The 20,533-nt window shown below is 32.2% G+C and carries 17 protein-coding genes and 5 tRNA genes; 1 reads left to right on the top strand and 21 read right to left on the bottom strand.

All coding sequences use genetic code 11. From position 1 onward, the window contains the following. Positions 1 to 12: 12 nt before the first annotated feature. The 20 genes from CORN_RS02320 to CORN_RS02225 form a co-directional block, all read right to left on the bottom strand. Entirely contained in the window at positions 13 to 600 is a 588-nt protein-coding gene (locus CORN_RS02320) for a flavodoxin (protein WP_066006858.1), read from the bottom strand. A gap of 176 nt (positions 601 to 776) precedes the next feature. Continuing rightward, positions 777 to 2,852, bottom strand: coding sequence for an elongation factor G (gene fusA / locus CORN_RS02315; RefSeq protein ID WP_066006856.1), 2,076 nt, complete (start codon positions 2,850 to 2,852; stop codon positions 777 to 779). A gap of 12 nt (positions 2,853 to 2,864) precedes the next feature. After that, positions 2,865 to 3,335, bottom strand: a complete 471-nt coding sequence (gene rpsG, locus CORN_RS02310) for a 30S ribosomal protein S7 (RefSeq protein ID WP_012661188.1) — start codon at positions 3,333 to 3,335, stop codon at positions 2,865 to 2,867. 67 nt (positions 3,336 to 3,402) lie between these two features. Further along, positions 3,403 to 3,786: a 30S ribosomal protein S12 gene (gene rpsL, locus CORN_RS02305; protein WP_066006853.1), complete on the bottom strand. Its 384-nt coding sequence runs from the start codon at positions 3,784 to 3,786 to the stop codon at positions 3,403 to 3,405. Between the two features lie 366 nt (positions 3,787 to 4,152). Beyond that, the gene (locus CORN_RS08615; RefSeq protein WP_094750271.1) at positions 4,153 to 4,338 is read right to left on the bottom strand and encodes a CatA-like O-acetyltransferase; all 186 of its coding nucleotides are present in this window, start codon (positions 4,336 to 4,338) and stop codon (positions 4,153 to 4,155) included. 185 nt (positions 4,339 to 4,523) lie between these two features. Next, positions 4,524 to 9,077, bottom strand: coding sequence for a DNA-directed RNA polymerase subunit beta' (gene rpoC, locus CORN_RS02295; RefSeq protein ID WP_066006850.1), 4,554 nt, complete (start codon positions 9,075 to 9,077; stop codon positions 4,524 to 4,526). Beyond that, entirely contained in the window at positions 9,070 to 13,203 is a 4,134-nt protein-coding gene (rpoB, locus tag CORN_RS02290) for a DNA-directed RNA polymerase subunit beta (protein ID WP_066006873.1), read from the bottom strand. Before rpoB ends, rpoC begins: the two co-directional genes overlap by 8 nt. A gap of 99 nt (positions 13,204 to 13,302) precedes the next feature. Continuing rightward, positions 13,303 to 13,680 (bottom strand): 50S ribosomal protein L7/L12, encoded by a 378-nt coding sequence (gene rplL / locus CORN_RS02285; RefSeq protein ID WP_012661184.1) that lies wholly within the window; start codon positions 13,678 to 13,680, stop codon positions 13,303 to 13,305. A 22-nt stretch (positions 13,681 to 13,702) separates the two neighbouring features. After that, positions 13,703 to 14,182: a 50S ribosomal protein L10 gene (gene rplJ / locus CORN_RS02280; protein ID WP_066006849.1), complete on the bottom strand. Its 480-nt coding sequence runs from the start codon at positions 14,180 to 14,182 to the stop codon at positions 13,703 to 13,705. Between the two features lie 154 nt (positions 14,183 to 14,336). Further along, positions 14,337 to 15,038 carry a 50S ribosomal protein L1 gene (rplA, locus tag CORN_RS02275; protein WP_066006848.1) on the bottom strand — a complete coding sequence of 234 codons (702 nt, stop codon included), beginning with the start codon at positions 15,036 to 15,038 and terminating at the stop codon, positions 14,337 to 14,339. A gap of 64 nt (positions 15,039 to 15,102) precedes the next feature. Further along, positions 15,103 to 15,528 (bottom strand): 50S ribosomal protein L11, encoded by a 426-nt coding sequence (gene rplK, locus CORN_RS02270; RefSeq protein ID WP_066006840.1) that lies wholly within the window; start codon positions 15,526 to 15,528, stop codon positions 15,103 to 15,105. Between the two features lie 27 nt (positions 15,529 to 15,555). Then, positions 15,556 to 16,089 carry a transcription termination/antitermination protein NusG gene (nusG, locus tag CORN_RS02265; protein WP_087684660.1) on the bottom strand — a complete coding sequence of 178 codons (534 nt, stop codon included), beginning with the start codon at positions 16,087 to 16,089 and terminating at the stop codon, positions 15,556 to 15,558. Between the two features lies 1 nt (position 16,090). Continuing rightward, positions 16,091 to 16,273 carry a preprotein translocase subunit SecE gene (secE, locus tag CORN_RS02260; RefSeq protein ID WP_066006839.1) on the bottom strand — a complete coding sequence of 61 codons (183 nt, stop codon included), beginning with the start codon at positions 16,271 to 16,273 and terminating at the stop codon, positions 16,091 to 16,093. A gap of 16 nt (positions 16,274 to 16,289) precedes the next feature. Continuing rightward, a tRNA-Trp gene (locus tag CORN_RS02255) sits at positions 16,290 to 16,365 on the bottom strand. 22 nt (positions 16,366 to 16,387) lie between these two features. Beyond that, positions 16,388 to 16,546, bottom strand: coding sequence for a 50S ribosomal protein L33 (gene rpmG, locus CORN_RS02250; protein WP_012661178.1), 159 nt, complete (start codon positions 16,544 to 16,546; stop codon positions 16,388 to 16,390). A 39-nt stretch (positions 16,547 to 16,585) separates the two neighbouring features. Next, a complete protein-coding gene (gene tuf / locus CORN_RS02245) occupies positions 16,586 to 17,785 on the bottom strand; it encodes an elongation factor Tu (RefSeq protein WP_043019496.1) in 1,200 nt (399 codons plus the stop codon). A gap of 66 nt (positions 17,786 to 17,851) precedes the next feature. Then, positions 17,852 to 17,926 (bottom strand) — tRNA-Thr (locus CORN_RS02240). A gap of 104 nt (positions 17,927 to 18,030) precedes the next feature. After that, positions 18,031 to 18,107: transfer RNA gene (locus CORN_RS02235), tRNA-Gly, on the bottom strand. Between the two features lie 7 nt (positions 18,108 to 18,114). Further along, a tRNA-Tyr gene (locus CORN_RS02230) sits at positions 18,115 to 18,200 on the bottom strand. Positions 18,201 to 18,247: 47 nt separating this feature from the next. After that, positions 18,248 to 18,323 (bottom strand) — tRNA-Thr (locus CORN_RS02225). A 94-nt stretch (positions 18,324 to 18,417) separates the two neighbouring features. On the opposite strand from CORN_RS02225, the gene CORN_RS02220 reads away from it, so the two are divergent. Further along, entirely contained in the window at positions 18,418 to 19,158 is a 741-nt protein-coding gene (locus CORN_RS02220) for a YaaA family protein (RefSeq protein WP_172663970.1), read from the top strand. 23 nt (positions 19,159 to 19,181) lie between these two features. On the opposite strand, the gene CORN_RS02215 is transcribed toward CORN_RS02220, so the two are convergent. After that, the gene (locus tag CORN_RS02215) at positions 19,182 to 20,387 is read right to left on the bottom strand and encodes a major outer membrane protein (protein ID WP_172663969.1); all 1,206 of its coding nucleotides are present in this window, start codon (positions 20,385 to 20,387) and stop codon (positions 19,182 to 19,184) included. Between the last annotated feature and the right edge of the window lie 146 nt (positions 20,388 to 20,533).

Here is a 20,533-nt window from a genome sequence, read left to right as displayed (position 1 = left end):
AATAGGATTGTTTTATATTTTATTAAGCCATAAATTTATTTCTTGCTTATCTTTAGAGGTTAAATAATTTGTATTGTTAGCCAAATAATTTTTATTTTTATCTTTCAAAAATTTATCATCCTTTTCAAAAGTTGCTTGTATATCAATGCCTTTTAAAATTTTTGCATTAGGTGTTAAAAATTGTATATCTTTAATACAACCTTCTATATTGTCTTTTACTTGAGTACAAAATGGAGCAATAACCTTGGAATTAAAATCATACATACTCAAAAAAGTTCTTATAGGTGAAGAAATTCCACCCGCCCAAACAGGAGTGCCTAAAAATATCACATCATAATCATTAGGATTAAACTCTATACTCACAAGTTTAGGTTTAAAATTTCTATCTCTTTCCTCTTTCGCAATTTTAGACATTGCATCAAAATCATTAGGGTAAGGATTTATAATTTGCAGACTTATTAAATCTGAATTTGTAATACTTTGTAAGTATTTGGCCAAAATATGTGTATTTAAAGTTCTACTATAATAAACAATTGCACTTTTCTTGTCTTCTGTTCTAGCAAAACCAAACTGTGCACAATATGTTAAAGAGCTTAACAAAAAAGTTTTTTTAGGAAATCTCTTCTTGAATTCATAATTTACCATCCTATTATAAAAATTTTAAATACAGAATGATATTATTTATTAAATTAATTATTAATAAATTCTTATAATGAATAAGAAAATGTGTTAAAGAAATTATAAATCAAGATGAGTGATAGCTCATCTTGACAAAATTATCCGTTTCTTTTCTTGATAATTTCTTCAGAAACATTTTTTGGAACTTCATCATAATGATCAAATTCCATAGAATAAGTGGCACGACCTTGAGTTTGACTTCTAAGATCAGTTGAATATCCAAACATCTCAGCCAAAGGACAAAATGCTGTAATAATTTTATTTCCACCACGCTCATCCATACTATTTACTTGACCACGACGTTTATTTAAATCACCGATAACATCACCCATATATTCTTCTGGAGTTTCAACTTCAACCTTCATCATAGGTTCTAAGATTACAGCACCTGCTTTTCTAGCACCCTCCTTAAAGCCCATAGAAGCCGCAAGTTTAAATGCCATTTCAGAAGAATCCACTTCGTGGTAACTTCCATCATAAACGATTACTTTAACATCTTCAACAGGATATCCCGCTAAAACACCATTTTGTAATGCTTCTTGAACACCTTTATCAACTGCTGGAATATACTCTTTTGGAATTACCCCACCTTTGATATCATTTACAAATTCATATCCACTACCTGGCTCAAGTGGTTCAAGTCTTAAGAATACATGACCATACTGACCACGACCACCTGATTGTTTGGCGTATTTATACTCTTGCTCAACTGTTTTTCTAATAGTTTCACGGTAAGCAACTTGAGGTTGACCTACTTCAGCTTCAACTTTAAACTCACGAAGCATTCTATCAACGATAATTTCTAAGTGAAGTTCACCCATACCTGAGATGATGGTTTGACCGCTTTCTTCATCTGTTGAAACTCTAAAGCTTGGGTCTTCTTGAGCTAATTTATTTAAAGCAATAGACATTTTTTCTTGATCTGCCTTTGTTTTAGGTTCAACTGCAACAGAAATAACAGGATCAGGAAAGTCCATTCTCTCCAAAATAACCTTATCTTTTTCACTAGCTAAAGTATCACCAGTTAATGTATCCTTAAGACCAACAACTGCTCCAATTTCTCCTGCATATAAAGTTTTAATCTCTTCTCTTTTGTTAGAATGCATTTTCAAAAGACGACCAATTCTTTCTTTTTTATCTTTTGTTGAGTTGTATGCATAAGAGCCACTTTCTAAACTTCCTCTATACACACGAACGAAAGTTAATTGTCCAACAAAAGGGTCAGTCATAATTTTAAATGCAAGACCTGCAAATTCTCCATCGTCAGTTGATTTTACAGAAACTTCTGTACCATCTTCATATTCACCCTTAATATTAGCAACTTCATCAGGAGCTGGTAAATAAGCAACAACAGCATCAAGCAATGGTTGAACACCTTTGTTTTTAAAAGCTGTACCGCAAAGCATAGGAACCATAGAAAGACTTAAACATCCTGCTTTAATACCTGCTTTGATTTCTTCTTGAGTAAGTTCTTCACCACCTAGGTATTTTTCCATTAACTCATCACTTGTTTCAGAAACTGCTTCTATCATTTTTGTACGATATTCTTCAGCCTTTTCTTTAAGCTCAGCTGGAATTTCTTTTTCTACATAATCAGTTGGCTTATTTTCATCTTCCCATACCAAAGCCTTCATAGTGATAAGATCAATTACACCTTTGAAATTATCTTCGGCACCAATTGGAATTTGAAGTGGGACTGGGTTACCTTTTAAACGATTTTTAATTTGTTCTTCTACATTAAAGAAATTTGCACCAATTCTGTCCATTTTGTTTACAAAAACAATTCTAGGAACACCGTATTTATTCGCCTGTCTCCAAACAGTTTCTGATTGTGGTTGAACTCCACCTACTGAACAAAATACTGCAACAGCACCGTCTAAAACACGCATTGATCTTTCAACTTCAATTGTAAAGTCAACGTGGCCTGGAGTGTCTATAAGGTTGATTTGATGATTTTTCCAAAAACAAGTTGTAGCAGCAGAAGTAATTGTAATACCTCTTTCTTTTTCTTGCTCCATCCAGTCCATTGTTGCTGCACCATCATGCACCTCACCAATTTTATGACTCATACCTGTAAAGAAAAGAATTCTCTCACTAGTAGTCGTTTTACCTGCATCAATATGAGCTGCAATACCTATATTTCTAACTCTTTTTAAGGGAGTACTTCTTGACATATTTTACTCCTCTTACCAGCGATAATGAGCAAATGCTTTATTAGCTTCTGCCATTTTATAAGTATCTTCTTTCTTCTTGAATGAAGCACCTTTACTATTAGCTGCATCTAATAATTCAGCTGCTAATTTTTCAATCATAGTTCTTTCACTTCTTTTTCTAGCAAAAGAAATAATCCATCTTATAGCTAAAGCTTGTTGTCTAGCTGGGCGCACTTCCACTGGCACTTGATAAGTAGCGCCGCCAACACGACGAGATTTAACTTCTAATAAAGGCTTGATATTCTCAATAGCGTCATTAAAAATTTCTATACCTTTTTTCTCTCCACCTTTTTTATCGATAGCTTCTAAAGCACCATACATAATAGTAGTAGCTGTGCTTTTTTTACCATCATACATTAAAGAATTAATGAATTTTGTAATTACTTTATTTCCATAAATCGGATCTGGCAAGACTTCTCTTACCGGAGCTTTTCTTCTTCTCATAATTTTCCTTCAAATTTATAATTTTACTCAAACGAAATCAAATCTAACGGATCTGTCTGCAATTTTATTACTTAGCTGTTGCTTTAGGACGTTTTGCACCATATTTAGAACGAGAAACGGTTCTTTTTGCAACACCTGCAGTATCTAAGGCACCACGAACAATGTGATACTTAACACCTGGTAAGTCTTTTACCCTACCACCACGCACTAAAACAATGCTGTGCTCTTGTAGGTTGTGACCTTCACCACCGATATAACTAATAACTTCAAAGCCACTTGTAAGTCTTACTTTGGCAACTTTTCTTAACGCTGAGTTTGGTTTTTTAGGAGTTGTTGTATAAACCCTAGTACAAACTCCCCTTCTTTGTGGGCAATTTTTAAGCGCTGGTGATTTAGATTTTTCTAAAACTTTTTTGCGCTCTTTTCTAACCAATTGATTTATGGTTGGCACAGTAATTCCTTTCATTAATAAAAATAATAAACTTTGGATAATATCTAAATTTTACTTATAAAATTATAAACTATTAAGCTTTTCTTGGAGTTTTTCTAAAAACAAATGAATACGATGAGCAACATCAGTGGTATGATTAATATCGATACCAAAAAAGAGATGAAAAATTTATTTTCATTTATAATCTTTCCACTTGTTGTGATGAGAAAGAAATATTGCTCTTTTTTGGCAAGTGTAAAGAAAAATTCTCAAAAACTATCCTAAAGAATAACAGAAATATTAAAAAGATTATCTATAGATTTTTTTAAAAACACACTTTTATTGTTTTTTATTAATTGTTTATCCTCTTCATATAAAAATAGAAAATTATTTAATTTTTTTATAGAAAGTCCAAGGAACAGAAAAAGTTTTAGAGTACTTATGAAAAATAGTGTAAGAAGGATGGATAGTATCATAACATACTAATCGTTTGTTTTGATCTAAACTAAATTTAAAATTATCAAAAGCATTTACACTTTTACTAGTAGCGTAGATAAAACAAGGATAAAAAATTCACAATTTTGTTTTTTAACAAAATGATAAAAAGAGTTAATATCTAATTTAACAGTGATTTCAAACGAGCAAGGAATATTTTAAGTATAAAATTTAAAATGTCCTTTCTTTTATATTTTTCTAAATCAATTATTTTAAGCATAAAATACTTTGAAAAAATCCTAGCAAAAATGCTAGGATTAAAATTAATTTTGTTGTTTAAGTTTTAAATTTTGATCTCCATAAAGACCTGTGCCAACAGGAATCATACGACCTAAAATTACATTTTCCTTTAGATCTTCAAGATAATCAAATTTGCCTGCGATACTTGCTTCTGTTAAAACTTTTGTTGTTTCTTGGAACGAAGCAGCTGAAATTACACTATCGCTTCCAATAGCAGCTCTTGTAACCCCAAGTAATACAGGTTCAGCCACAGCAGGCTCACCACCATATCTTAAAATTCTTTCATTTTCTTCTCTAAATTTTCTCCTTGAAACCAAATCACCTACAATAAAGTTTGTATGACCACTATCAACAATTTTTACTTGTCTTAGCATTTGCGATACAATGATTTCAATATGCTTATCAGAAATCACAACACCTTGACCACGATAAACTTGTTGAATTTCAGAGATAAGATAATAATGCAATGCTTTTTCACCTAAAATTCTAAGCACATCATGACTTGAAATAACTCCATCGGTTAATTTTTCACCTGCATGGATAAATTCACCATCTCTTACTTGAATACGTTTTGATTTATCTATTAAATACTCTGCACTACTTCCATCTTCTGCTTGGATGATAATTCTTTCTTTTGATCTTAAAGGTTTATCAAATCTTACAACACCATCAATTTCTGCTACAATAGCAGTATTTTTTGGCTTTCTTGCTTCAAATAATTCAGATACTCTTGGAAGACCTCCGGTAATATCTTTTGATTTAGCTGCTGCTTTTGGAGTTTTAGCTAAGATATCTGCTTGCTTAACTTTATCACCATCATTTACATAAATAACAGTTTTTGGTTCAAGCTGGTAGCGTACCACTTTATCGTTTTCACCTATAATTAACAATGCAGGACGCACACCACTTGGTAGATACTCATTAATAACAAGCGATCTTTTACCCGTTGCTTCATCAATTTGCTCATCAGCACTATAACCTGATTCAATGTCTTCAAAATTTATAGTACCTGCAACTTCTGCAATTACAGTATTGTTATACGCATCCCATTCAGCAATGATAGTTTTATCTTCTTTACTTGATTTGGCAATGATAGTTTTAGGATTATCTACAAAAGAACTATCATCAAATTCAATTACAGATTCTCTTGGAATATAATGTCTTTTTGCTTCTCTATCATTTTCATCTGCAATAACAACAAAAACACCTTTTTCTTTAACTATATCACCTTTTTTAAGATTTCTAATTCTATCTAAACCATCGCCTTTAAGTATATAAAACTTCAAAGTACCTTTTGCACCTGCTATAATATCTTGAGTGATAGGATCTCCATCTTTTACTAGCAATTCACTTGCGTAAGGAATACGATTTGGTATATTCCAACCTTCCTTGATTACTTCTACAATACTTTCATTTTCAGCTACTTCATCTCCATCACTATATGGAATATATAGTTTACCTTCAATATTACCACTTACACCTGCAAGCTCATTAGCTTTAGCTAAGTCATATTTTCTTAGTATGAATTTAGCTTCATTGTTTTTTGCTTTAATACTAACCACCACATCTTCATAAGCATGTTCAATATGAATAGTCCCTTTAAATGGAGCTTTGATTTTTGGCTCAACAAGTAAAATGGCAGCATTGCGGTGATTAGCTACAATGGTTTTACCTTGTCTATCTTCATAAGTATTAAGATTGTAAAATCTTACAAAACCTTCTTTATGTGCTACAACTTGACGATCTTGCAAATCTGTACTTGCAGTACCACCACTGTGGAAAGTTCTTAGTGTAAGCTGTGTTCCAGGTTCACCGATTGATTGTGCAGAAATAATACCCACAGCTTCACCTGGTTTAACTAATTTACCTTCACCTAGATTAATACCATAGCATTTAGAACAAACACCCTTTTTAGCTTTACATGTAATAGGAGTTCTAATACTTACACTCTTCACACCACTTTCTACAATAATTCTAGCTTTTTCCTCATCTATTAAAGTTCCTTCTGAGAATAAAATCTCATTAGTAATAGAATCAATAATATTTTCTGCTAGAACTCTTCCTAAAATTCTTTCCTCTAAAGTTTCAATTACAACACCATCTGCAGTAATTTCATTGATTTCAACACCCTCATGCGCACCACAATCTTCTATTGTAACTTTCACATTTTGAGCTACGTCAATAAGTTTTCTTGTTAAATAACCCGCATTTGCTGTTTTTAGTGCAGTATCTGCAAGACCCTTTCTAGCACCGTGGGTTGAAATAAAATATTCAAGAACATTAAGTCCTTCACGGAAGTTTGAAATAATCGGTGTTTCAATAATTGAACCATCAGGTTTAGCCATAAGGCCTCTCATTGCTGCAAGCTGTGAAATTTGAGCCGCTGAACCCCTAGCACCAGAATCTGCCATCATATAAATAGAGTTAAAACCTTCTTTATCCCTTTTAATCAACTCCATCATGTCTTTTGATAAGATATTATTAGTGCTTTTCCAAATATCAATAATTTTATTATATCTTTCACCTGAAGTAATTAAACCTAAATTATATGAATTTTGGATTTCTCTTACTTGTTTTTTAGCATCATCTATACTTTTTTGTTTTTGATTAGGCACAATAATATCTGCAATAGAAATAGAAATACCCGCTTTAGTTGCATATTCAAAACCAAGATCTTTTAATTTATCTAAAAAACTAGCACTTACTTCAAGTCCACCCTCTTTATAAACATAATCAACCAAGGATGCAATATCTTTTTTCTTCATAACTTTATTCCACATATTTTCTGGAACAAAATCAGGCAATATAGACTTGATAATCAATCTACCCGCAGTTGTAGTGATTTTTCTACCATCAACTACGCTTCTAATGCTTGCATGAATATCTAAAGATTTTGCTTCTAGTGCAATCATAACCTCTTCGATACCTGTACAAATTTTATGCTCACCTTTAGCACCATCTTTTTCTAAAGATAAATAATAAATCCCTAAAACCATATCTTGAGAAGGCACAGTCACAGAACGACCACTTGCTGGAAGCAAGATATTCATAGATGAAAGCATCAGTACTTTACATTCAGCTATTGCTTCTTGCGATAAAGGCACATGCACAGCCATTTGGTCCCCATCAAAGTCAGCATTAAATGCTGCACATACTAATGGATGAAGTTGAATTGCTTTACCCTCTACAAGCACCGGATGGAAAGCTTGAATAGAAAGTTTATGCAAGGTTGGAGCACGGTTAAGCATTACAGGATGACCTTTAACAACCTCTTCTAAGCACTCCCAAACCTCATTAGTTTTATTTTCTATCATTTTTTTAGCTTGTTTTACAGTAGTTGCATAACCTTTTTCTTCAAGCTTAGCCAACAAATGTGGTTTAAATAATTCTAAAGCCATTTTTTTAGGTAAACCACATTGATCCATTCTAAGTTTTGGGCCTACAACAATGACACTACGGCCTGAAAAGTCCACCCTTTTACCAAGTAAATTTTGTCTAAAACGACCTTGTTTACCTTTGATAATTTCACTTAATGATTTCAACGGACGCTTATTTGCACCTTTAACTGCATTTGCTCTTCTACCATTATCAAATAAAGCATCAACAGCTTCTTGAAGCATTCTTTTTTCATTTCTAATAATAATTTCAGGTGCATCAAGTTCCATAAGTCTTTTTAAACGTGTATTTCTATTAATAACCCTTCTATACAAATCATTTACATCAGAAACTGCAAATTTTCCACCATCTAAAGCCACTAAAGGTCTTAAATCAGGTGGTAATACAGGCAGATTTGTAATCATCATCCACTCAGGGCGATTTGGTACTACTTCGTCAATATTAGTATTACTATTTAAATTGCTATTTAAGAAATTTTCCACCACTTTTAAGCGTTTGATAATGGTTTTTTTCTTTGCTTCAGAATTAGTCGCTGCTATATCTTCTTTTAATTTATTTAAAAGCTCAACAAGATCTAAATTTGCCAACAAATCCCTAACAACTTCACCACCCATTCTAGCTTTAAAACCACTACTTTCATAGCGCTGCATTAAATTTAAATACTGCTCTTCATTTAACACATCACAAAATTCAACTTTTTTGGCATTTTCATTATCATAGTATGCATCACCTGGATTTTCTACTATATATGCTTCATAATATAATACACGCTCCAAATCTTTCATTTTTACGCCAAGTAAAGTACCTATACGGCTTGGCAAAGAATTCACATACCAAATATGAGCTACCGGCGTAACTAGCTCAATATGACCCATTCTTGAACGACGCACTTTAGAACTAGTAACTTCAACGCCACATTTTTCACATTTAATGCCTTTGAAACGCATTTTTTTATACTTCCCACAAAGACATTCATAATCTCTTACTGGTCCGAAAATTTTAGCACAAAAAAGCCCATCTCTTTCAGGCTTTAAAGTTCTATAATTGATTGTTTCTGGTTTTTTTACTTCCCCATAAGACCATGATTTGATTTTTTCAGGACTTGCAAGTCTTAATTGAAAAGCTTCAAAGTCTCTAGGTCTACCATCTTCTTTTATTTCGATAGGTTTAAATTTACTCATTATTCTCATCCTTATCAAAAATCTCAACGTCTAAAGCAAGAGATTTTAATTCGTTTGTAAGCACAAAGAATGTCTCTGGAATACCTGTTGCTGGAACATTCTCACCTTTTGTTAAAGCTTTATAAGCACTAAATCTACCCTCAACATCATCAGATTTTATAGTTAGCATTTCTCTTAAAGTATGAGCCGCTCCATAAGCTTCAAGAGCCCAAACCTCCATCTCACCAAATCTTTGCCCACCAAATAATGCTTTACCACCGACTGGTTGTTGTGTTACTAGGCTATAAGGTCCTGTACTTCTTGCGTGAACTTTTTCGTCTACTAAGTGGTGCAATTTAAGCATATACATACATCCAACATGCACACGCTCTGCCATTTTTTCACCAGTTCTTCCATCGTAAAGTTCACTTTTTCCATCCATAGCTATTTTAGCCATTTCAAAAAGTTTACCAAATTCTTCAACAGTTACACCCTCAAACACAGGAGTTGCAAATTTAACGCCCTTGGACCAATCTCTAGCATAAGAAATAAGTTGATCATCATTTAAAGTTTGTACAAATTTCTTTTCTAACTCAAGTCTAGATACACTACAGATTTCAAGAATTTTTTCACGTAATTCTTTTACAAAGTCTTTTTGTTTTTTATCAAAAATTTCTTGAATTTGATCTCCTAGTCTCATACCAACTATACCTAGGTGACTTTCGAGAATCTGTCCTATATTCATACGGCTTGGAACCCCTAGAGGATTTAAAGCTATATCAATAGGTCTTCCATCAGGTAAATATGGCATATCAACTTCTGGAACGATATTAGATACAATACCTTTATTTCCATGGCGTCCTGCCATTTTGTCTCCGACTTTTAATTTTCTCTTAGTTGCAATATAAACTTTTACAAGTTTTACCACCCCACTTGGTAAAATATCATCTTTTTCTAAAATTTCTAATTTTTCATCATGTTCTGTTTTAAGTTTTTTCTTCTCATTTTGGAAGTGGTTTTTTAAATCATCATATTCTTTTTGTATCTCTTTAGAATAAGCTTTAACTAAAGAATTTAAAGCAAAACGATTGATTTTTTCTAGTTCACTTATTTCTACTTTAGAGCCTTTTTTATATTTAACACCATTTATTTCTTCATCTGAATTTAAAGGTGATTTAGAAAGCAAAGAATACACTCTTAATGTTTCTTCTCTATCCATCATTAAAAGTCTATCATGATGTTCTTTTTCAAGATTTAATTTTTCATCATCATAAGCTTTTATAGCACGAGCATCTTTTTCATAGCCTTTTTTAGTAAAGATTTTCACATCTACAACAACACCTTCTAAAGATGCGGTTGCATATAAAGATTTATTTACAACATGTCCTGCTTTTTCACCAAAAATAGCTCTTAATAATCTTTCTTCAGGTGTAGGTTTTACTTCGCCCTTAGGTGAAACCTTACCTACCAAAATCATACCAGGCTTAATATGAGTTCCTATTTTAGCAATACCACTCTCATCAAGATGTGCTAAATCTTCTTCCTTTACATTTGGAATATCTTTTGTAATTTCTTCTACACCATCTTTAAGTTCTCTAGCCTCCACTTCTTTTTCATATATATGAACGCTAGTGAAAGTGTCTTCACGTAAAATTTTCTCACTAATTACAATAGCATCTTCATAGTTATATCCATGCCATGGCATAAAAGCAATTAAGGCATTTTTGCCAATAGCAAGTTCACCTTGATCCATACTTGGACCATCTGCAATGATTTGACCTGCTTGAACAAATTCACCTTTTTTCACAATCGGATGTTGGATAAAAGTTGTATTTTGATTTGTTCTTAGATTTTTTTCCATTTTATAATGATCAATAAATGGTCCATTTTCATCTTCACCTAAAATGAAAATATTTTTATTATCAACTTTTTCTACTATACCTGATCTTTTAGCCTTAATAGCCTCCCAAGCATCGCGAGCAATGATTTTTTCCATACCAGTACCCACTATAGGAGCTTGTGCGGTTAACAAAGGTACTGCTTGACGTTGCATGTTTGATCCCATTAAGGCCCTATTTGCATCATCATGCTCTAAGAATGGAATTAAAGATGCTGCAACCCCTACTATCATACCTGAACAAAGATCTATTAAATGCACTTCTTCTCTTCTTGCTAAGATAGTTTCTCCATCTTGTCGTGCTTCTACAAACTCTTCAACAATATTGCCTTTTTCATCAATTTTAGTCGAAGCCGCTGCAATTACCAAACCTTCTTCTTGAGTTGCAGTTAAATAAATGATTTCATTGCTTACTTTTCCATTCTCAACTTTTTTATAAGGTGCTTCAACAAAACCCAAATCATTTACTTTTGCATAAGTTGAAAGTGTATTAATCAAACCAATATTCTGGCCTTCTGGAGTCTCAACAGGACAAATTCTTCCATAATGTGTTGCGTGAACATCACGTACTTCAAAACCTGCTCTTTCTTTTACCAAACCACCTTCACCAAGTGCAGATAAACGACGTTTATGGGTAACTTCACTTAATGGATTAGTTTGATCCATAAATTGAGACAATTGTCCACCAGTAAAAAACTCCATAATAGTTACCGTGATTGTTTTAGGATTAATCAAGTCATATGGCATTACTTTATCAATATCTGTATTTAATGCTGTAAATTTATCTCTAATTGATTTTTGCATTTTAGCAAGACCAACATGAAGCTCATTAGCTAAAAGCTCACCAATTGATCTAATACGACGGTTACCCAAATGATCTCTGTCATCAATGTGACCTCTGCCATTTTTTACTTTTATAAGATATTTTGCAGTTTTTACTATATCCTCATTCGTTAAAACTGTAACATATTCAGGTGTATCCAAACCCAATTTATGATTCATTTTCATACGACCAACTTTAGTTAAATCATACCTTTCAGGATTAAAAAATAAATCATTTACAAAAGCTTTTGCAGCATCCTTTACCACAGGCTCGCCTGGTCTCATTACCTTATAAATTCTAATAGCCGCCAAATCATTCTCATCATCAATATTTTCAGTTTGTTTTAACAATTTTAAAGTTTCATTATCTTGAATGAACGAGTTAATAATAGCAGCATCAACTCCATTAGCTAAGTCATTTGCAATATCAAATTGCTTCTCCTCTTTAATTTTGGTTAATTTTCCTTCATCTAATAGCGTTAAAGAATCAAATAAAATTTCACCGGTTTCTTTATTAATAATTGGATTGGCTAAATATCTATTTGTTAAAATTTCAATTGGATATTCAACCCATTTAACACCATCTTTTATAAGCTGCTCTGCTTTTTTCTTTGTCATTCTTTTACCAGCTTGATGTACAACATTACCTTTTTCATCTTTTAGGTCATACTCAACTCTGTCTAAAAAATCATTTGGATTAAATTCAGTCAAAAACTTATCTTTTTTAACATGAATAGTTTGTATAGGGTAAAATAGTTTGATAATATCTTGTTTTTTATAACCAAGTGCTCTAAATAAAATTGTAATAGGTACTTTTCTTCTTTTATTAATACGTACATAAAGCACATCTTTAGCATCATATTCAAAATAAAGCCAAGAACCGCGATCTGGTATAATTTGAGCAGTGTATACTAATTTATTTGCAACAGTAGAACTTTCCTCTTCTTTAAAAATAACACCTGGACTTCTATGAAGTTGATTAACTACAACTCTTTCTACTCCATTGATTATAAAAGAAATTCTATCTGTCATTAAAGGAATTTCTCTAATATAAATTTCTTGTTCTTTAATATCTTTTATACCGATTTTTTCACCCGTTTTTTCATCTTTTTCATGTAAAGTTAAACGGATCTTCATTTTTAAATTTACAGAATAAGTTAAACCTCTTTCCATACACTCTCTTATAGTATATTTAGGCTTACCTACTTCACTACTTACATATTCTAAACTTAATCTATTTTGCGGATCATGGATTGGAAAAATAGATTTAAATACTTTTTCAATTCCGCTTTCTGAATTTTTTGCATCTAAATTTAAAAAATAGTCAAAACTCTTTTTTTGTAATTGTAATAAATTTGGAATGTCTATTTGTTGTGGAACATTCGAGAAGTCTATTCTTAAACGATTTCCTGATTGTGAATTTAACATATTATTATACCCCATGGTAAAAGTATTGAAAGAAAGAATCCTTATTTATTAAAGGAAAACAAGAAAGGATATAAAATCCTTTCTTTTAAAAATAAAAAATTATTTAAGCTCAACCTTAGCACCAGCTTCCTCAAGTTGTTTTTTAGCTTCTTCAGCTTCAGCTTTACTAACACCTTCTTTAAGAACCGATGGGGTTTGCTCAACAGCATCTTTTGCTTCCTTTAATCCAAGACCAGTTAAAGCACGAACAACTTTAATAACATTGATTTTTTTATCACCACCATCTTGTAATACTATATCAAATTCAGTTTTTTCTTCAGCAGCACCGCCAGCAGCACCTGCAACTGCAGCACCTGCAACCATAACTGGAGCAGCAGAAACACCAAATTTTTCTTCAAACTCTTTTACTAGTTCTGAAAGTTCAAGAACACTTAGGTTAGAAATAAATTCTAATACATCTTCTTTAGTAATTGCCATTTTATATCCTTTTTATATATTTTTATTCAGCTTCTTTTTTTTCTTTTAATGCATTTAATCCAATTGTAAAATTGGTAATTGGTGCATTCCAAACCTGCAAAAGCATAGCAAGTAATTCATTACGAGAAGGCATTTTAGCTAAAGCTTTAACTTTATCTACTGAAGCAACTTCGCCCTCGATAAATGCGGTTTTGATCTCAAATGCTTGGTTAGCTTCACTAAATTTATCAGCAACTTTTGAAACATTTAATTGGTCTTCACCCCAAAGATAAATATTAGTATCTTTAAGTTCCATTCCATCTTTGCCGGCATTTTTAAGAGCAATACTTGCTAAAGTATTTTTTATAATTTGAACTTTAACATCCATTTCTCTTGCATTATTTCTTAACTCTTCAAGTTTTTTAGTGTTCAGACCTTTATAATTACAAACTATAACAGCTTCACTAGCTTTAAAACCTTCTTCAAGTTTAGAAACAAGTTCAATTTTTTGGCTTTTAGTCATCTTTACTCCTTTCCGACCGGTGATTTCAAGCAGAGTAGAAAATCTAATTAAGTCTTAAGACCTCGGCTATCTCCAATCTAAGATAAAAATTAGATAAAATAAAAATTATTATCTTATCTAATTTTTATTAATGAGAGTAAAACTCTCATTAATTTTATTTTGTATCAAGCAATTCTTGAGTATCAAGAGAAAGAGAAGGGCTCATAGTCAAGGAAAGACTAGCATTTTTAATATATCTTCCTTTTGCAGCGGCTGGTTTATGTTTGTTAATAGCTTTTACAAAAGCTATTACATTTTCTTTTAATTGCTCTTGGGTAAAACTAACTTTACCTAAACCTGCGTGGATATTTCCTTGTTTATCAACACGGAAGTTAACTTGACCATTTTTAGCGTTATTTACAGCTTGTGCAACATCCATTGTCACAGTACCTGTTTTAGGATTTGGCATTAAACCTTTAGGTCCCAAAATACGACCTACTTTACCGACCAAACCCATTAAATTTGGAGTAGCAATCAAAACATCAAAATCCATATTTCCTTTTTGAATTTCTTCTACCAAATCATCGCTACCAACTATATCAGCACCTGCATTTTTTGCTTCATCAGCTTTTGCATCTTTTGCAATAACAGCAACGCGAACTTTTTTGCCTGTACCACAAGGTAACACCACACTACCTCTTACCATTTGATCTGCATGTCTTGGATCAACATTTAGCTTTAAAGCAATCTCAACTGTTTCATCAAATTTAGCAGAAGCAAGAGTTTTAACTGTACTTATTGCCTCATCCATTAAATAGTTTTTATTTGAATCTATTTTTTTTAATAATTCTGTAAATCTTTTAGTATTTTTAGACATTAATTTTTCTCCGCATTTTATGTAAAGTGCTACCGCCTTTTTAAACTCTTGGCGGTAAAGAGCATTAATCTATGATTTCCACACCCATAGAACGAGCAGAACCCATAATAATCTTAGCAGCTTGCTCCCTATCTTTTGTATTCATATCTGCTATTTTTTTGTCAACAATTTCTAAAACTTGTGCCTTAGTTAATTTACCTACTTTGTTTTTCAAAGGATTATCTGCACCTTTAGAAATACCTGCAGCTTTTTTAATTAAATCAGTTGCTGGTGGTTGCTTTGTGATAAATGTAAAGCTTTTATCTGCATAAACAGTAATAACAACTGGGATATTAAAGCCAGCCATATCTTTCGTTCTTTCATTAAATGCTTTACAAAATTCCATAATATTAACACCTTGTTGACCCAAAGCAGGACCAACCGGAGGTGATGGATTAGCCTTAGTAGCAGCTATTTGCAATTTTATTTCCCCTACGACTTTTTTAGCCATAACCTTTCTCCTTTACTTGCTATATTATTAAACTATTTTTTCAACTTGAGAGTATAAGATCTCTACTGGAGTTGATCTACCAAATATTGAAACATTTAGCTTTAAAACTCCTCTAACCATATCATATTCTTCTACAATACCAACAAAGTTTGCAAAAGGACCTTCAGTTATTCTTACACTTTCTTCTTTATCAAATGAAATTTTAGGTTTAGGTGCTGCTTTATTTTTCACCTTTTCTAAAATAAGATTGATATCTTTTTCACTTAATGGGGTTGGTTTTTTACTTTCCCCTATAAAACGACCAACTTTTGGCAAAGACTGGATTTTATGCCAAAGTTCTGTTGATAAGTCAATATTCGCAAATACATAACCCGAATATAAACTTCTCTCGCTTATTTTTTCTTTACCATTTTTAAATTCAATCACATCTTCAGTTGGAACAATCACTTCTAATAACTGCTCTTGAATTCCATGATCTCTAACTAAATTTTCTATGGCTCTTTTTACAGCCATTTCACTTCCTGCATAAGTTTGAATTGCATACCATTTATGATTCATCATTTTATCCTATAATCTTAGATAATGAAAATGACATAATCAAGTCAACTAATGCCAAAAATAATGAAACAACAGTAACAACTACAAAAACTGTAATATAAGCATTTCTAACTTGCTCCTTCAAAGGCCAAATCACTTTTCCTAATTCAGCTTTTGATAACTTAAAATAACTTATTAGTTTTTCCATATTTTACCTTATTTTGTGGCAGGGCAAGAGGGATTCGAACCCCCAACCATCGGATTTGGAATCCGGCGCTCTACCGTTGGAGCTATTGCCCTAAGGGCTTTTTATATAAAAGCCTTAACTTTTTAATTTAACTTCTTTATGAATTGTATGTTTTTTTAATCTTGGGCAATATTTTTTTAATTCTAATTTTTCAGTTGTATTTTTACTATTTTTAAAAGTACTATAATTAATATCACCGCACTCTTCACATTTTAAGCCAACTTTAATTCTCATTTTTATTCCTTAAAAAGCGAGATAAAATCTCGCTTATGATTATTTAATAATTTTAGACACAACACCCGAACCAACAGTACGACCACCTTCACGAATAGCAAAGCGAGTACCTTCTTCAAGTGCAACTGGTGCAATAAGACTTACAGTAATTCTAACATTCTCACCTGGCATAACCATTTCTACACCTTCGGCAAGCTGAATAGAACCAGTAACATCTGTTGTTCTTACATAAAACTGTGGTCTATAATTGTTAAAGAATGGAGTATGACGACCACCTTCATCTTTATTTAAAATATAAACCTCTGCTTCAAAGTCAGTATGTGGAGTAATTGATTTTGGTTTAGCAAGAACCATACCACGAAGTACATCTTCTTTCTTTGTACCACGTAGAAGAACACCAACATTATCTCCTGCTTCACCTTGATCCATTTCTTTTCTAAACATTTCAACACCAGTTACTGTAGTGCTTTGTGTTTCTCTAATACCAACAATTTCAATGGTGTCACCAACTTTAACAACACCTTTTTCAATTCTACCAGTAACAACTGTACCACGACCCGAAATTGAGAATACGTCTTCAATAGGCATTAAGAAATCTTTATCTGTATCACGAGTTGGAGTTGGAATATATTCATCAACCGCAGCCATAAGATCCAAGATTTTTTTAGACCATTCGCCATCTTGTCCAGCTTTTGCTTCTTCAAGAGCTTGTAAAGCAGAACCTGAAATAATTGGAGTATCATCTCCTGGGAAGTCATAAGAACTTAATAATTCTCTAATTTCCATTTCAACTAATTCTAATAATTCAGCATCATCGACCATATCAGCTTTATTCATAAAAACAACAATGTATGGTACACCTACTTGACGAGAAAGTAAGATGTGCTCTCTAGTTTGTGGCATCGGACCATCTGCAGCAGAAACAACAAGAATAGCACCATCCATTTGAGCAGCACCAGTAATCATATTTTTAACATAGTCAGCGTGACCTGGGCAGTCTACGTGAGCATAGTGACGATTTTCAGTTTCATACTCGATGTGAGAAGTAGCAATAGTAATACCACGTTCTTTTTCTTCAGGAGCATTGTCGATATTATCATAATCTTTAAGCTCAGCCAAACCTCTTCTTGAAAGAACAGCAGAAATAGCAGCTGTCAAAGTAGTTTTACCGTGGTCAACGTGACCAATAGTACCAATATTTACGTGAGGCTTATTACGTGAAAATTTTTCTTTAGCCATCTTTTTCCTCCATATAAAATTTGCAAACAAAATACTAATTTATGTTTTATAATCTTTTGAAATCAATGGAGCTCATAGCGGGACTTGAACCCGCGACCTCTCCCTTACCAAGGGAGTGCTCTACCTCTGAGCCATACGAGCGCTCAGAAAAATTAAAAACATAAATTATATAATTTTGGAAATTTGAAACTGCTAGAAATTCTGAATTAAAAACAGCTCCCAGTTTCACTCTACCAAAATCAGGTTGGAGCGGGAAACGGGACTCGAACCCGCGACCCTCAGCTTGGAAGGCTGATGCTCTAGCCAACTGAGCTACTCCCGCAAAGCAATGGTGGTGAGTCGTGGATTCGAACCACGGAAGGCGAAAGCCAGCAGATTTACAGTCTGCCCTCGTTGGCCACTTGAGTAACTCACCATGAATAAAAATGCTTTTTATTTCTGGTCAAACACTGCTATCAACAATGGAGCTGGTTAAGGGACTTGAACCCCCGACCTGCTGCTTACAAGGCAGCTGCTCTACCAACTGAGCTAAACCAGCAAAAAATAAAGTTGAATTATAATGTAATTTTAAAATAATGTCAAGTATTTTATATAATTTTATATAATTATCAAAAATCAAAAAAAGGATGTACATGAAAATTCTATTTTCTCCTAGCGAAAGTAAGAATAAAGCAGATACACATACTTGTATAAATAACAAATCTTTTACATTTATTGGTCTATACAATAAAAGACTTGAAGTAATTAATAAATATAAAAATTTTATACAGCAGTGCAAGGAAGATGAGCTTGCGGTTTTTTTTGGCGTAAAAGACAAAAATGAAATATATGATTTCACTCAAGATATACTAAAAAAAGATACAGCTAAAGCTATTCAAAGATACAACGGAGTTGCCTTTGAATATTTAGATTATAATAATTTAGATAAAAATTCAAAAAAATATATAGATGAAAATGTTTTGATATTTTCTAATCTTTTTGGACCTATTTTAGCAAAAGACTTAATACCTTATTATAAATTAAAACAAGGTGAAAAAATAAAGGATTTTAATATAGAGAAATTTTATAAAGATAATTTTTCTGATGAAATTGATAAATTTTTAGAAAATGATTTAATAGTTGATCTTAGAGCTAAATTTTATGAAAAATTTTATACTATTAAAAAACCTTTTTTAACTCTCACTTTTTTTAAAAATTCCAAAACTTTAAGTCATTTTGCAAAAGCATACAGAGGTAAAATACTAAGAGTGTTAGCAAGTAAAAATATACATAATAAAGAAGCTTTGCTTGAAAATCTACCTAATGACCTAAAAATAAAAGAAATTAAAATTCAAGGATTAAAAGAAGAAATAGTTTTGGATATAGTAAGCTAAGCCTTTTGGCTTAGCTTTTATAATTAGAATTTGTATAGAGCTTCAAGTCTGATGTGTTGATTATCTTTATCATCAACACCTTGTTGATTTAAATCTTCAGTTAGGTAAGAATAGAAGCCACTAAATGTAAGTTTTGGACTATATTTATAAGATAATCTTGCAATATATTCATTTTTATCTATATCATAACCAACTTGTTCAGATTTACCACCTACATAGTCAAATCCTACTCTTACAGTTTCAGCAAAAGTATAACCTAAGCCTGCAAAGTAGAAGAAGTTTTCACCAGTATCACCTCTTACATCACTACCTTGAGAATAATAAATTCTTTCACCTGCTTTAATTATTTTACCTAGATCTTCTAATACAACTATAGTAGCTTTATCTTTTTCACCATAACCAACAATACCTGCTTTGAAATCAAATGCTGAAATTTGACCTTGTAATTGAGCAGCATAGAAATTACCGTTGTCAAGACCTAATTTTTCTTTGTCACTATCTAAGCTATTTCCTAAGTATTGACCTTGGATTTTGAAGTTAGCTACATCATTGAAGCTAAATTTATAGCTAGCATCTACAGCATATAAAAATGCCCAGTTGTTTGAATAAGCAGCCCATAGTTGGAAAGCAAATGGATCAAAATCACCTAATACAGCAGCACCATATAGTGAAGAATCAGCTATACCTAAAGCAGTGAAATCGCCATCGTCTGTAACGTTAAAGCTGTCAAACCAATAACCAGCAAAAGTTAAACCTTCGATAGAGTTATTGATGATTTTAGCTCCTGTACCGATAGCATCATCAGTCCAAATAGAACCAACTTCCATTTTACCAAAGATTACACTTGTAGCATAAGCTTCATTAGTGTATTCTAAATACACTTGTTCAACATCAAAACCTTGAGCTGTGTTTGTTTCAGCTTTAGCAGTTGGACTATTAAAACCTAACTCACCTGTATTGTCATATTGAAGTTGAACGAAAGCTTTAAAGTTATCATCTAAAGCTGCTTTGAAATTGATTTGTGATTTAAATCTATGTCTGTTTTCTTTAGCGCCATTATAACCATTAGAAACAGTGTTTCCTTGTTCTAATCTAGCAGATTCAAATCTGTATCTAAACATTCCTGATACATCAACATCTTTTATAGCTTCTTCAAGTGAAACAGCATTAGCTGCTGAAAAAGCACCTGCAGCCAATGCTGCTACTAAACTAAGTTTAACTAGTTTCATGAGAATTCTCCTTATTAAAATTAAAACTATGGCTTGTATTATAGCATAGTTTTATATAAGAATTCTTAAAGTAAACAAAAACAATATAAATATATTAAAGATTGTGTATTGAAAGTAGATATATCTTTAAAGATCTAGTTTTAAAC

The organism is Campylobacter ornithocola (assembly GCF_013201605.1).
Taxonomy (GTDB): Bacteria; Campylobacterota; Campylobacteria; order Campylobacterales; family Campylobacteraceae; genus Campylobacter_D; species Campylobacter_D ornithocola.
This window is presented reverse-complemented; position numbering and strand designations above follow the sequence as displayed.

Coding starts and splice junctions, on each gene's coding strand:
- rplK (WP_066006840.1), bottom strand. CDS start 15,528: ATGGCTAAAAAAGTCGTAGGGGAAATAAAATTGCAAATAGCTGCTACT.
- rpoC (WP_066006850.1), bottom strand. CDS start 9,077: ATGAGTAAATTTAAACCTATCGAAATAAAAGAAGATGGTAGACCTAGA.
- rplL (WP_012661184.1), bottom strand. CDS start 13,680: ATGGCAATTACTAAAGAAGATGTATTAGAATTTATTTCTAACCTAAGT.
- rplJ (WP_066006849.1), bottom strand. CDS start 14,182: ATGACTAAAAGCCAAAAAATTGAACTTGTTTCTAAACTTGAAGAAGGT.
- CORN_RS02220 (WP_172663970.1), top strand. CDS start 18,418: ATGAAAATTCTATTTTCTCCTAGCGAAAGTAAGAATAAAGCAGATACA.
- secE (WP_066006839.1), bottom strand. CDS start 16,273: ATGGAAAAACTAATAAGTTATTTTAAGTTATCAAAAGCTGAATTAGGA.
- rpsG (WP_012661188.1), bottom strand. CDS start 3,335: ATGAGAAGAAGAAAAGCTCCGGTAAGAGAAGTCTTGCCAGATCCGATT.
- rplA (WP_066006848.1), bottom strand. CDS start 15,038: ATGTCTAAAAATACTAAAAGATTTACAGAATTATTAAAAAAAATAGAT.
- fusA (WP_066006856.1), bottom strand. CDS start 2,852: ATGTCAAGAAGTACTCCCTTAAAAAGAGTTAGAAATATAGGTATTGCA.
- nusG (WP_087684660.1), bottom strand. CDS start 16,089: ATGATGAATCATAAATGGTATGCAATTCAAACTTATGCAGGAAGTGAA.
- rpmG (WP_012661178.1), bottom strand. CDS start 16,546: ATGAGAATTAAAGTTGGCTTAAAATGTGAAGAGTGCGGTGATATTAAT.
- tuf (WP_043019496.1), bottom strand. CDS start 17,785: ATGGCTAAAGAAAAATTTTCACGTAATAAGCCTCACGTAAATATTGGT.
- rpoB (WP_066006873.1), bottom strand. CDS start 13,203: ATGTTAAATTCACAATCAGGAAATCGTTTAAGAATAGACTTCTCGAAT.
- CORN_RS02215 (WP_172663969.1), bottom strand. CDS start 20,387: ATGAAACTAGTTAAACTTAGTTTAGTAGCAGCATTGGCTGCAGGTGCT.